The following is an 11,924-nucleotide window of genomic DNA, read 5'->3' as shown; positions in this document are numbered from 1 at the left end:
AGAGCACTTCGTTCACACCGAAGGGGTCACTGGTTCGATCCCAGTATCGCCCACCCGGAGCAGCGGCCCCGGAGATTCGCGAGAATCTCCGGGGCCGCTGTCGTACCCGGGCCCGGGTACGGCCCCGGCCGCTCAGCGCAGCCGGCCGAGGGCCTCGCGGAGCCGGCGGGCCTCCCGCAGCCGCCGCTCGTACGTCGCCCCCACCGCCAGCAGCAGCAGTCCCGCCAGCGCCGGCGGCAGCCAGCGCGGCAGCACGCCCACCACCTGCACCACGTACGGGGCCAGTTCGTGCACCGCCACCGCCGCCAGGGCGACCCCGCCCAGCAGCAGCGGGGCCTGGAGCCTGCGGTGCGCCCCCGCCAGGGTCACCGCGAGCGCCCCCGCGCCCAGCAGCAGCGGGCGGGGCCAGTACGGGTCCCCCCAGACGGCCACCACGCCCGGCAGGAGCGTTGCCCCCAGCCCCGGCCCGTACGCCACCCAGGACGAGGCCCCCGGGTCCCGGCGGCGGCGCACCAGCCCCACGCCCAGGGCCAGCACCGTCACCGGCAGCGTGTACGCCTCCGGCACCGCCACCCCCGACGCCCCCAGCCGCACCCAGGCCGCCGCCACCCCCAGCGCCCCCGCCGCCCAGCCCAGCCCCCGCCGGTCGGCCCGCACCGCTCCCGCCGCGCAGACCACCGCGCCCAGCGCGAGCACCAGGGCCGTCACCGGCGGATCCCCGGCCGTCAGGGCCAGCCCGAGCAGCCCCGCCCCCGCCCCCGCGGCCTCCGCCGGGGCCCGCACCACCCCCAGCCGGGGCCCCAGGGCCACCGCCACCGCCGGCACGGCCAGCACCGCCACCCCCGTCCAGGCCGGCGCCGCGTCCGTCAGCGCGCCCAGGGCCACCACCGTCGCCGCCGCGTACCCGACGGCCGCCACCGCCCCCGCACCCCGCACGGCCACGCGGGCGCCCCCGTACGCCGCAGCCAGCGCGCCGGCGGCACCCAGCGCCCCGAACACCGAGAACGTCGCCACACGGCCGTCCAGCGCCGCCAGGGACACCCCCAGCGCCCCCACCCCCGCGCACCCGGCTCCCGCCCACGCCACCGCCGGCCCCGCCGCCCGCAGGGCCACCGCCCCGGCCGCCACCGTCACCGCCAGCTGCGCCACGAGCAGCGCCGCCACCGGCAGCCCCGCCCCGGCCGGCGCCACGAACAGCCCGGCCCACCCGCACACCACCGCCACCGCCCGCGCGACCGGGCCCGGCAGGCCGGGGGCGTCCCGGGGGACGGCGCCGAAGGCGGCGGCCGCCAGCACCAGCGTCACCGCCAGGCCCGTCCCCGCCGCGTCCGGGCGCACGGCCGTCGGGGCCCACACCCCGCCGGGCGCCGCCGGGTGCGACACCGCCACCCACAGCACCGCCGGCAGCCCCGCCAGCGCGGCCAGTGCGGCCACCCCCGCCCCGGCCCCGGCCAGCCCGCGCCGTACCCGCTCCGGGAGCGCGTCCACCCGTACCGCCGTCACCAGCGCGAGCCCCGCCGCCACCCGTACCGCCACCGGCCACCACACGGAACCCGTCCCGGCCGGCACCAGCGCACCCGCGGCCGACACCGCCGCCAGGCCGCCCGCCACCGCGGCCGCCGAGGCCCGCAGCTCCCGCCAGGCCACCGCCACGCCCAGCAGGGCCCCCGCCGCCAGCAGCAGCGCCGGACCTGCCGCCCCGGGCGCCGCCAGCGAGCCCGCCAGCCCCGCCAGCGACGCCGAACCGCCCAGCACCCCCGCGCACACCCAGGCCGGCACCCGCACCGCACGCCGTACGACCGCCACCGCGAGCCCCGCGTCCAGCGCCGCCGTCACCAGCAGCGCCCAGCCGGCCCCCGTCAGGTCCGCCCCGGCGGAGACCGCCGCCAGCGGCAACGGCAGCTGAGCCGCCCCCACCGCGGCCATCGGCGCGAGCCGCAGCCCGCGCAGCGCCGCCCCGTACCCCGCCCAGAGCCCCGCCAGCACCGCCGAGGCCCACGCCGCGTAGGCGGGGCCGTCGCTGCCGGGCAGACCCACCGCGCGCACCGCGTACGCGTCCAGCACCGTCAGCGCCAGCGCCACCCCCGCGACCGACTCGGCCGTCGAACGCAGCCCCCGCCGCAGCAGCGCCACGGGCGCCGCCAGCGCCGCCGCCGTCACCGCGGCCAGCACCGCCGAACGGCCGCCGATGCCCAGGGAGCCCCAGCTGACCAGGGTGAAGGCCAGCGCGGCCACCGCCAGCAGCACCGCGCCCAGCACCAGCAGCACGTTCTGCGCACTCGGCTGCCCGCTCGGCTGGGCGGCGGCGGGACCGGCGGAACCGGCGGAACCGGCGGAACCGGCGGAACCGGCGGGGGAGAACGGCGCGGCCGGCGGACCGAACGCGCCCGCCCCCGCCGGGCCCGACGGCCACAGCAGCCGCAGCAGCCAGTCCCGGCGGGCCAGCAAGTACGCCCGCCGGGCGTCCAGTTGGGTCAGCTCGGCGTCGATGAGCGCCAGCTCACGGGCCGGCGGCAGAGGGGTGTCCATAGCCGGAGTGTGGCGCCCGTCACGCCGTCAGGACATGGGTGTGCGTACTCAGATCGCCCCTGAGTACGCGCCCGGAGGGCCAGACTGGGACCATGCCCCGCTGGACGCACTACCGCTTCCGCAGCGTGTGGGACCTCGACGCCCCGCCCGCCCGCGTCTACTCCCTGCTGGCGGACCCCGGGCACTACCCCGGCTGGTGGCCGCAGGTCCGCCGCGTCACCCCGGCCGACGAACGCTCCGGGACCGCCGTGATCCGCTCCGTCCTCCCGTACGAGATCCACGTCACCCTCACCGGCCTGCTCCGCGATCCCGGCCGGGGCCTCCTGGAAGTGGCGCTGGGCGGGGACCTCGACGGCTGGGCCCGCTGGACCGTGCGCCCGCGCGGCGGGCCGGACTCCGGCCGCACCCGGGCCCTCTACGAGCAGGAGGTCGAGGTGCGCGCCCCGCTGCTGAGGCGGTTCGCCCTCGCGGGACGGCCCGTCCTGCGGCTCAACCACGCGCTGATGATGCGCGCCGGGCGGCGCGGCCTCGCGGCCCGGCTGACCGCTCCGCCTGAAGCGGTTTGAACAGACCCCGAGGCTCTTGTATTGTTCAGTGCGTTCCCGGGCGATTAGCTCAGCGGGAGAGCACTTCGTTCACACCGAAGGGGTCACTGGTTCGATCCCAGTATCGCCCACCGGGACAGGCCGGTCCGTCTGATGACGGACCGGCCTTCCGCATTCCACGGCCGCTTTCGGCGGGCTCAGGCCGCCGCCTGTACCTCCGGACGCAGCGGCCAGTGCGGATCCACCGACTCCGGCGTGCCCTGCCGCGCGAACCACGCCTGCAGCCCGCGCGCCTGCGCCGCGTGCCAGACCGCCTGGAGCTGGTGCAGCTCCGCCGGGGTCAGCCGTTCCAGCCGCGCCGCGAACCTGCGCCCCACCGCCCGTACGAGCTCCAGCGAGGCCATCGCGTCCGCCGAGGCGTCGTGCGCCCCCTCCAGCTCTATCCCGTAGTGCGCGCACAGGTCCGTCAGCGTCCGGCGGCCCTTGCGGTAGCGGTCCAGGTGCTTGTCCAGCACCCGCGGGTCCAGCACCGTCAGCGGCCGGTCGTCCAGGTACCGGGCGAGCGACGACGCCCGGTGCCGGCGCAACTCCCGGTCCAGCAGCGTCAGGTCGAACGGGGCGTTCATCACCACCACCGGCCTCCCCGCCAGCTGCTGCTCGCCCAGCGCACGGGCTATCTCCTCGACCACCGGAGCCGGCCAGCGGCCGTTGCGCTGGAGGTGCTCGTCGGTCAGGCCGTGCACTTCCGTGGCGCCCGGGGGCACCGGGACGCCGGGATTGACCAGCCAGCGCGTGGCGCGGACCCGGCCGCCCGCACATTCCTGCACGACGAGCGCGGCGGACACGATCCGGTCCTGCTCGACGTCCACCCCGGTGGTCTCCGTGTCGAAGGCGGCCAGCGGCCCCTCGTACCAGCGTGTCATGGCGAACTCCTCGTCCCCGATCGGCAGATGGGGCGTACCGGGCGTCGGCGCCCCGGGACCTTGCCGCCCCCGCCGATTCCGTGATACCCGGGCCGTTCACCCCGTACGCCGTTTGCGGCGAGCCGGGTGCGGAGACAACTCCCCTGGGGGGTCGTACACGTGACCGGCCGTCACCCCGCATCCGTCACCACCACCACACCCACGGCAGAGCCCGGAAGGCATGGGGAGCCGGCCATGGCGCTCGCGCAGCCCGAACCGGGCGGGGTGCTGGACGCGGACACCGGAGCGAGATCCGGTCCGCTGCGCGGCACACTCGCCACCACCGCCTGTATGGAGACCCTTCAGGTGGGATACCTGCACGCCGTCGCGGCCGCCGCCGGCTGCTCGCTGTCCCAGCCGTTCCCGGACAACGGGATCGACTGGCACGTCAGCCACGGCGCGCCCGAGCACGTCGTCGACGACGAGGTCACCATCAAGGTGCAGCTGAAGGCGACCTACCAGATCCCGCCGCGTCCGGCGGGGCCCACCTTCGGCTTCACCCTGGACAACGAGCACCTGGTGAAGCTGGCGCGCACGCCCGTCGCCGTGCACAAGATCCTCGTGGTGATGCTCGTGCCGCGAGAACGGGAGCAGTGGCTGAGCGCCGGGCACGACCGGCTCGACCTGCGGCACTGCTGCTACTGGACCAACCTCGCCGGGCACCCGGTGACCGGCCGGCGCCGGACCACCGTACGGATCCCGACCGCGCGGATCTTCGACGACCGGGCGCTGTGCGAGATCATGACCCGGGTCGGGTCGGGAGGGACACCCTGATGGACCGTCACGCACCGCGCCTGGAACCACTTCCGCTCCCGCTGCCGCCCGTGCGGCCCGCGGTTCCCGCCGCCCCCGATCCCGCCCGGGTCGACCCCCGGGTCCTCGGGGCCCTGCTGCACCGGCACGGCTGGCTGCGGCGCGGCGGGGCGGCGGGCCGCTACGGGCGCTGGACCCCGCCCGGGCAGGGCGGCACCAGCCTCCTCGTCCCCGAGACGCGGACCTTCCCCGACTGCGCGGACCTGCTGGAGGAGGCGCTGACCGCGCTGTCCCGCAGCGGGCTGCCCTCGGCGCGGGAGGTCCTGTTCGGGCTGAGCGTGCCCAGCGACGAGGTCCGGTGGGAGCGCGAGATCCCCGAGGCGCCGTACGGGTTCCAGGGCGAGGCCGCCTGGACGGCGCAGGAGCGGCTGCGCTCGGCGGCCCGCCGCCTGCTGCTGGCCGGGGCCCTCGCCGAGCGCGCCCGCGCCGGCTACCACGGGGCCCGGCACCGGGCCCAGGCCGAACGGGCCCTGGACGAGGTGCTGGTCGGACCCGGGCCCGACGGCCGCCGGCTCGCCGCGTACGTCCCGGTGGACGGCGGGCGGGGGCTGGTGACGCGGCTGCACCACGCCCTGCACGCGGCGCGCGAGGCGGTGGACTACCAGCGGGCCACCGGCGGCATGGAGGCCTTCGACGCGGCCGTCGCCGCCGGGGTCAGCCGGGAGCTCGCTGACGCGCTGATCGCCCTCGTCCAGGGCTCCGAAGGGGCCCGGATCGCACTGGCCTGGGCCCCGGCGGCGGGGGTGCCGGCCGGGTGCGCGGCCCGGCCGGAGCCGGTGGAGTTCTCGCCCGGCGACCTGCCCGTGCTGCGCGAGGCCTCCGCCCGCTACACCCGGTCCGAGCCGGCCGTCCCCGTACGGCTGACCGGGGCCGTGGTGCGGATGCGCCGGGCGGAGTCCGGCGGCGGCGGGACGGTCCGGCTGCGGGTACTGGCCGGGGCGGAGGTGCCGTACGTACGGGCCGCGCTCGGGGAGGAGGCGTACCGGACGGCGGTCCAGGCGCACCTGGCCGGGCTCCCGGTCCGGATCAGCGGCAGGCTCTCGCGCAGGGGCGGCTTCCGGCGGCTGGCCGACGCCTCGGACGTCACCCCGGTCCCGCTGGACGAGGTGGAGCGGGACCGGCTGATGAAGTCCCTGGACGCGGCCTTCGACCCCGAGGACGTCCTCCCGTCGGACGACTGACCGCGCGAGCGCCTGCGGCCTGCGGCCTGCGGCGGCTCACGGGGCCGGGTCGCCGGCGTGCGCGGCCGGGCCGCCCACCGCGGCGGTGACGGGGTCGCCCCGCTCGACGGTGACGGGGACGCCGCCGGTGAGCCGCTCCAGGTGGGCCTTCAGCTCCTTCGAGGCGACACCGTCGGCGGTGCTCGTCACCACCACCCCTGAGGCGTCCGAGGCCGCGGAGAAGCTGTACAGCGGGAAGGCCGGGCGGGCCCGGTCGGCGGTCAGCCGGGCGACGGCCTCGTTCAGCGCGCGCCGGGTGTAGCGGCTCAGGTAAAGGTCGGCGCGGCCCGGATCGACGGCCGGATCCGCCTTCCGGGCGGCCTCCAGCAGCAGCCGCCCCCGGCCGAGGTCGGTGACGCACAGCGCGACCCGGCCGGGCGGTTGGTCCGTGACGTGGCTCCCGTAGACGTCGGCGAAGGCCCCCCGGCCCTGCGCCCCTACGGCCTGCGAGAGGCGGGCGGCCTCGGGGGTGTTCGCGGGGGTCCCGTCGACGGTGGTGGGCGGCGCGGCCGGTGCCGGGCGCCCGACCCCCGGACAGGCGGGTGCCGCCCCCGACGGGGGGAGCGGCGCGGGAGTCGCCGGGCCGGATGCGGCGCTGCCGCAGCCTCCGGCCAGCGCGGCGGTGACGGTGGCGAGGCAGGCGAGCGTGACGGCGGTACGGCGCATGGTCCCTCGATCCCCTGGACGGCTCTGCTTCGGGCGTCCCTGGGACGGGGCCGCCGGTGAACCGGTTCCCCGGGGCCGGGCCCGCCCGTGGGAGGGAGGACGGACTAACCGTGGGTGAACGAGGCCATCCGCAGGCCCGGGACCGGGGAGAAGTCCGCGCCCCGGAGGAAGCCGAGGCGCTCGTACAGGGCCACCGCCGGGGCGTTGGCGGCGCCCGTGGTCACCTCCACCGGCCGGCCCGGGAAGAGTTCCTCCAGCACGTGCCGCAGCAGCAGCGAGGCCACGCCGCCGCGGAACCGGGACGGGTCCACGCAGAGCCGGTCGAGGGTGACGGGGCCGCCGGGCTCCGGTTCCTCCCAGGCCAGGAACCCGGCGACGCCCCCGTCCGGCGCCACCGCCCCCAGCCAGCGCAGGGGCCGTCCCCGCATCTCCTCCAGGCTCTCGCCCAGCGCGGGGATCCCGTCGAACCCGATCAGCTCCGCCTCCACCGCGTACGCGGCCCGGCCGATCCGGTGGACGGCGACGGCGGTGGCCTCGTCGGTCAGGTCCAGCGGACGTACGAGGGTGCTCGGCATGGGGGAGGGGTCCCTTCGGGGCGCGGCGGACACGGCCCGGCCACGCTACCCGCGCGCCCCGGCGCCGCGCGGCGGGATTTCCGCGGCCCGCCGGGCAGGCGCCCGGCATAACCGTTTAGCGGCGCGGCCGCTCCGCTCGGTACGATTCACACGCGCCGGGACCACCGGCGCGTTCCCCGCCCGGCTGCCGCCGGGAAGGGGCCCCCAGACTTCAGGAGAAACCGGTGTCAGACGTCCGTGTGATCATCCAACGCGATTCCGAGCGGGACGAGCGCGTGGTGACCACGGGCACTACGGCGGCCGAGCTGTTCGCCGGCGAGCGCACCGTCATCGCCGCGCGCGTCGCGGGTGAGCTGAAGGACCTCTCGTACGAGGTCCGTGACGGCGAGACCGTCGAGCCGGTGGAGATCTCCTCCGAGGACGGCCTGAACATCCTGCGCCACTCGACCGCGCACGTCATGGCGCAGGCCGTGCAGGAGCTCTTCCCCGAGGCCAAGCTGGGCATCGGCCCGCCGGTCCGCGACGGCTTCTACTACGACTTCGACGTCGCCAAGCCCTTCACTCCCGATGACCTCAAGACCATCGAGAAGAAGATGCAGGAGATCCAGAAGCGCGGGCAGCGGTTCGCCCGCCGCGTGGTCTCCGACGAGGCGGCCCGCGAGGAGCTCGCGGACGAGCCGTACAAGCTGGAGCTCATCGGCATCAAGGGCTCCGCGTCCACCGACGACGGTGCGAACGTCGAGGTGGGCGGCGGCGAGCTGACCATCTACGACAACCTCGACGCCAAGACCGGCGAGCTGTGCTGGAAGGACCTCTGCCGCGGTCCGCACCTGCCCACCACCCGCAACATCCCGGCGTTCAAGCTGATGCGCAACGCGGCCGCCTACTGGCGCGGCAGCGAGAAGAACCCGATGCTCCAGCGCATCTACGGCACCGCGTGGCCGTCGAAGGAGGAGCTGAAGGCCCACCTCGACTTCCTCGCCGAGGCCGAGAAGCGCGACCACCGCAAGCTCGGCAACGAGCTCGACCTCTTCTCCATCCCGGACGAGATCGGCTCCGGCCTCGCCGTCTTCCACCCGCGCGGCGGCATCATCCGCCGGACCATGGAGGACTACTCGCGCCGCCGGCACGAGGAGGAGGGCTACGAGTTCGTCTACTCGCCCCACGCCACCAAGGGCGCCCTCTTCGAGAAGAGCGGCCACCTGGACTGGTACGCGGAGGGCATGTACCCCCCCATGCAGCTCGACGGTGGTACCGACTACTACCTCAAGCCCATGAACTGCCCGATGCACAACCTGATCTTCGACGCGCGCGGGCGCTCCTACCGTGAGCTGCCGCTGCGCCTGTTCGAGTTCGGCACCGTGTACCGGTACGAGAAGTCCGGCGTGGTCCACGGCCTGACCCGGGCCCGCGGCTTCACCCAGGACGACGCGCACATCTACTGCACCCGTGAGCAGATGGCCGAGGAGCTCGACCGCACCCTCACCTTCGTGCTGAACCTGCTGCGCGACTACGGTCTGACCGACTTCTACCTGGAGCTGTCCACCAAGGACCCGGAGAAGTTCGTCGGCTCGGACGAGGTCTGGGAGGAGGCCACCGCGGTCCTCCAGCAGGTCGCCGAGAAGCAGGGCCTCCCGCTGACCCCCGACCCGGGCGGCGCCGCGTTCTACGGTCCGAAGATCTCCGTGCAGGCGCGCGACGCCATCGGCCGCACCTGGCAGATGTCGACCGTCCAGCTGGACTTCAACCTGCCGGAGCGCTTCGACCTGGAGTACACCGCGGCCGACGGCTCCCGCCAGCGCCCGGTCATGATCCACCGCGCGCTGTTCGGCTCGATCGAGCGGTTCTTCGCGGTGCTGCTGGAGCACTACGCGGGCGCCATGCCGCCGTGGCTGGCCCCGGTCCAGGCCGTCGGCATCCCGATCGGCGACGGGCACGTGGAGTACCTCCAGGAGTTCGCCGCCGAGGCGAAGAAGCAGGGCCTGCGGGTCGAGGTGGACGCCTCCTCCGACCGGATGCAGAAGAAGATCCGCAACCACCAGAAGCTCAAGGTCCCGTTCATGATCATCGTCGGTGACGAGGACATGGCCGCCGGCACCGTCTCCTTCCGCTATCGCGACGGTTCGCAGGAGAACGGCATCCCGAAGGACGAGGCGCTGGCGAAGCTGGCCAAGGTCGTCGCCGACCGCGTCCAGGTCTGATCCCGGCGCAGGCCCCCGGAAGTGATCACCAGGTGATCACTTTCCGGGGGCCTTCCTCGTTCCTCCGGACGAGGTCATATGCTGCGTCCTATGACGACTGAGCCGGAGCGGCAGAACGGTGTGGGCACGCACGACGGGTTCCAGCGGCTGTGGACCCCTCATCGGATGGCCTACATCCAGGGCGAGAACAAGCCGACCGGGCCGGAGGCCGGGGACGGGTGTCCCTTCTGCGGGATCCCGGAGATGTCCGACCAGGACGGCCTGATCGTCGCGCGAGGCAAGCACGTCTACGCCGTGCTGAACCTCTACCCGTACAACGGCGGCCACCTCATGGTCGTCCCCTACCGGCACGTCGCCGACTACACGGAGCTCGACGGCCCCGAGACGGCCGAGCTGGCCGACCTCACCAAGCGGGCCATGGTCGCGCTGCGCAAGGCCTCGGGGGCGCACGGCTTCAACATCGGCATGAACCAGGGCTCCGCCGCCGGCGCCGGCATCGCCGCGCACCTGCACCAGCACATCGTGCCCCGCTGGGGCGGCGACACGAACTTCATGCCGGTCGTCGGGCACACCAAGGTGCTCCCGCAACTCCTCGCGGACACCCGCCAGATGCTCTCCGACGCCTGGCCGAACGACTAGGTCTCAGACGACGGGTTTGCCGTCCTGCTTGCCGCCGGCGCAGACCCAGCCGCCGGTGGTGGAGTCGTACACCACCTTCCCCTGGCCGTCCTCACAGGTCTTGCCGTCGACGCTGGGCGCCGGCGTCGGTGCCGCCACGGCACTGTGCGCGGCAGGGCTGACGGGGCCGAGAGCGGCCAGTACGACGGCGATGGTGAAACCGGCGAGTCGTGTACGCATCGGGACCTCCCGAAAGGCGAGCGACGGCGGTCGTCACCAGGTTCGCCCCGCCGGGCGTCCAGGTGCGCATCCTGTTACTCCATTCGGGTGAGGGTCGTGGTCCCGTCATCGCGCGGGAGGTGCTCCGGGTGACCGGGCTCCGGGGGCGTGCGCCCAAGTGCGGCCGCAGGCTGGTGCCATGACGAACACTCCCGCGGCGTTCGTGGGTCCACCCGATGACATCGGCCTGCGGAAAGTCGTGATCGACGGCAAGACCGCCGGCACGGTGCGGAACCTCAATGAACTGGGCAAAGTCCTGCGTCAGGCCGGTCTGGGCTTGGAAGACGGCGTCGAATGGCGCGGCGGCGACAGCACCGTCTGGCCGGACCGCACCTGGCTGCGACGCGTCACCGGCGTCCTCATGGCGGTCGGCCTCCTGGGGACCGCGTCCGTCCTCGTCAAGATCGGCGCGAAGGACGCCGTGGACGCGCTCACCTTCGCCGGGAGGATGGCAGGCTTCGTGCTGCTGGCCGCAGGGGTGGTGGAGGCGTTCTGCGTGCTGGCCGCCTTCGACTACTGGGGCAGGCGGAGAGCGGCCCAGTCCGGGCCGGTCCTGCTGCTCGGAGCCTCGATCGCCCTGCTCGCGAGCCTCGGGCTGCTCCTGCTGCACGTCCTCAACGGGTCGTTTCCGTGGTACGTGCTGATCTGGACGGCTCTCGCGCTCTGGTCCTTCTGGGCCCTGTGGGTGCTCGTCGTCCGCGGGCGGGTGTGGAAGAGGCTCCACAATCCCAGGCACATCGCGATCGGTGCGACCGTTTCCACCCTCCTCGTCGTCACCAATCTGGCATATGGGTCCGTCTACGTTCCTTCCGTGGCGTATCCGCTGGTGGAGAGTACGGCTGCATTCGGAACGCCGAGTCTGGACAAGAAGGGGAAGATGTACCTGCGGGTCCGTCTGCAGATCAAGAACGTCGGCCAGGTGCCGGTCTACGTGCTGGGCAGCATCTACTGGATCAAATACCGGCTCGCGAACGAGGGGTACCCCAGGTACCAGGTGATGAGCCCTGGCGAGTTCATCGACCCTCCGGGGCGGACGCTGAATCCGAAAGAGGATTATTCGGTGGATGTGGTCGCTGAGATCGAGCACCCCGAAACGCTCACCCACGAAGCCGTCAAGGTGGACACCGAGACGTTCGTGGTCAGGAAAGACAGACTGGAGGTGGCCGGCGATTACGAGGGGTCGGGGAAGTGGAAGTCCGAACTCGTGAAGCAGGGGAAGGAAAAGGATCCGCCGGGGCCGGCTGACAATTACAAGAGATATCAGTCCGGAATCTCCCAGAGCAGTGAGCTCATGAACGTGGTGCGAGGCCGGGAGCGCGTGACCGTCTGGTGGGTGCACAGCCCGTACGACCCGCACCTCTACGTGAACGTGTCGCGGCCGGGTGAGGACAAGACCTTCGAACACGGCGTGGGACATGCCGCTGACCGTTACGGTCTCGCCCTCGTGCGTGGCTCGGTCGCGGAGACGCCGTTCCCGGAGCTCCTGAAGAAGGCTCAGGGCCAGCGTCCGAGCTAG

At 74.2% G+C, this 11,924-nt stretch carries 11 protein-coding genes and 1 tRNA gene; 7 read left to right on the top strand and 5 right to left on the bottom strand.

Going from position 1 to position 11,924, the window contains the following annotated elements; genetic code table 11:
* Positions 1-132: 132 nt before the first annotated feature.
* Complete coding sequence (locus ABT403_RS17070; RefSeq protein ID WP_344159257.1) at positions 133-2,529, bottom strand: SCO7613 C-terminal domain-containing membrane protein; 2,397 nt, start codon at positions 2,527-2,529, stop codon at positions 133-135.
* A 92-nt stretch (positions 2,530-2,621) separates the two neighbouring features.
* Between ABT403_RS17070 and ABT403_RS17065 the strand changes: the two genes are divergently transcribed.
* Positions 2,622-3,095, top strand: coding sequence for an SRPBCC family protein (locus ABT403_RS17065; protein ID WP_344159260.1), 474 nt, complete (start codon positions 2,622-2,624; stop codon positions 3,093-3,095).
* Positions 3,096-3,133: 38 nt separating this feature from the next.
* Positions 3,134-3,205, top strand: a tRNA-Val gene (locus ABT403_RS17060).
* A gap of 66 nt (positions 3,206-3,271) precedes the next feature.
* Here the strand turns inward: ABT403_RS17060 and ABT403_RS17055 are convergent.
* Entirely contained in the window at positions 3,272-3,997 is a 726-nt protein-coding gene (locus ABT403_RS17055; protein WP_344159263.1) for a 3'-5' exonuclease, read from the bottom strand.
* A 234-nt stretch (positions 3,998-4,231) separates the two neighbouring features.
* On the opposite strand from ABT403_RS17055, the gene ABT403_RS17050 reads away from it, so the two are divergent.
* Both ABT403_RS17050 and ABT403_RS17045 read left to right on the top strand, forming a co-directional pair.
* A complete protein-coding gene (locus tag ABT403_RS17050; RefSeq protein ID WP_344159266.1) occupies positions 4,232-4,810 on the top strand; it encodes a DUF4365 domain-containing protein in 579 nt (192 codons plus the stop codon).
* On the top strand, positions 4,810-6,030 hold the full coding sequence (locus tag ABT403_RS17045) for a hypothetical protein (protein WP_344159269.1): 1,221 nt from the start codon (positions 4,810-4,812) through the stop codon (positions 6,028-6,030). The genes ABT403_RS17050 and ABT403_RS17045 overlap by 1 nt, the downstream gene beginning before the upstream one ends.
* A gap of 36 nt (positions 6,031-6,066) precedes the next feature.
* Here ABT403_RS17045 and ABT403_RS17040 read toward each other — a convergent pair whose 3' ends face one another.
* Both ABT403_RS17040 and ABT403_RS17035 read right to left on the bottom strand, forming a co-directional pair.
* Positions 6,067-6,735 (bottom strand): hypothetical protein, encoded by a 669-nt coding sequence (locus ABT403_RS17040; protein ID WP_344159272.1) that lies wholly within the window; start codon positions 6,733-6,735, stop codon positions 6,067-6,069.
* A 104-nt stretch (positions 6,736-6,839) separates the two neighbouring features.
* Entirely contained in the window at positions 6,840-7,310 is a 471-nt protein-coding gene (locus tag ABT403_RS17035; protein ID WP_344159275.1) for a GNAT family N-acetyltransferase, read from the bottom strand.
* Between the two features lie 224 nt (positions 7,311-7,534).
* Here ABT403_RS17035 and thrS point away from each other — a divergent pair, with 224 nt between their 5' ends.
* A complete protein-coding gene (thrS, locus tag ABT403_RS17030) occupies positions 7,535-9,511 on the top strand; it encodes a threonine--tRNA ligase (protein WP_045947885.1) in 1,977 nt (658 codons plus the stop codon).
* A 78-nt stretch (positions 9,512-9,589) separates the two neighbouring features.
* Positions 9,590-10,150 carry an HIT family protein gene (locus ABT403_RS17025; protein WP_344159281.1) on the top strand — a complete coding sequence of 187 codons (561 nt, stop codon included), beginning with the start codon at positions 9,590-9,592 and terminating at the stop codon, positions 10,148-10,150.
* A 3-nt stretch (positions 10,151-10,153) separates the two neighbouring features.
* Here the strand turns inward: ABT403_RS17025 and ABT403_RS17020 are convergent, their stop codons facing one another.
* Positions 10,154-10,369 (bottom strand): hypothetical protein, encoded by a 216-nt coding sequence (locus tag ABT403_RS17020; RefSeq protein WP_344159284.1) that lies wholly within the window; start codon positions 10,367-10,369, stop codon positions 10,154-10,156.
* A gap of 178 nt (positions 10,370-10,547) precedes the next feature.
* On the opposite strand from ABT403_RS17020, the gene ABT403_RS17015 reads away from it, so the two are divergent.
* On the top strand, positions 10,548-11,924 hold the full coding sequence (locus ABT403_RS17015) for a hypothetical protein (protein WP_344159287.1): 1,377 nt from the start codon (positions 10,548-10,550) through the stop codon (positions 11,922-11,924).

Origin of the sequence: Streptomyces sp. NPDC000075 (assembly GCF_040301925.1) — a bacterium.
Lineage (GTDB): Bacteria > Actinomycetota > Actinomycetes > Streptomycetales > Streptomycetaceae > Streptomyces > Streptomyces polychromogenes.
This window is presented reverse-complemented; position numbering and strand designations above follow the sequence as displayed.

Bases quoted from the DNA above. Each gene is read 5' to 3' on its own strand.
- ABT403_RS17055 (WP_344159263.1), bottom strand. From the start codon at position 3,997: ATGACACGCTGGTACGAGGGGCCGCTGGCCGCCTTCGACACGGAGACC.
- ABT403_RS17070 (WP_344159257.1), bottom strand. From the start codon at position 2,529: ATGGACACCCCTCTGCCGCCGGCCCGTGAGCTGGCGCTCATCGACGCC.
- ABT403_RS17050 (WP_344159266.1), top strand. From the start codon at position 4,232: ATGGCGCTCGCGCAGCCCGAACCGGGCGGGGTGCTGGACGCGGACACC.
- ABT403_RS17035 (WP_344159275.1), bottom strand. From the start codon at position 7,310: ATGCCGAGCACCCTCGTACGTCCGCTGGACCTGACCGACGAGGCCACC.
- ABT403_RS17040 (WP_344159272.1), bottom strand. From the start codon at position 6,735: ATGCGCCGTACCGCCGTCACGCTCGCCTGCCTCGCCACCGTCACCGCC.
- ABT403_RS17045 (WP_344159269.1), top strand. From the start codon at position 4,810: ATGGACCGTCACGCACCGCGCCTGGAACCACTTCCGCTCCCGCTGCCG.
- ABT403_RS17025 (WP_344159281.1), top strand. From the start codon at position 9,590: ATGCTGCGTCCTATGACGACTGAGCCGGAGCGGCAGAACGGTGTGGGC.
- ABT403_RS17065 (WP_344159260.1), top strand. From the start codon at position 2,622: ATGCCCCGCTGGACGCACTACCGCTTCCGCAGCGTGTGGGACCTCGAC.
- ABT403_RS17015 (WP_344159287.1), top strand. From the start codon at position 10,548: ATGACGAACACTCCCGCGGCGTTCGTGGGTCCACCCGATGACATCGGC.
- ABT403_RS17020 (WP_344159284.1), bottom strand. From the start codon at position 10,369: ATGCGTACACGACTCGCCGGTTTCACCATCGCCGTCGTACTGGCCGCT.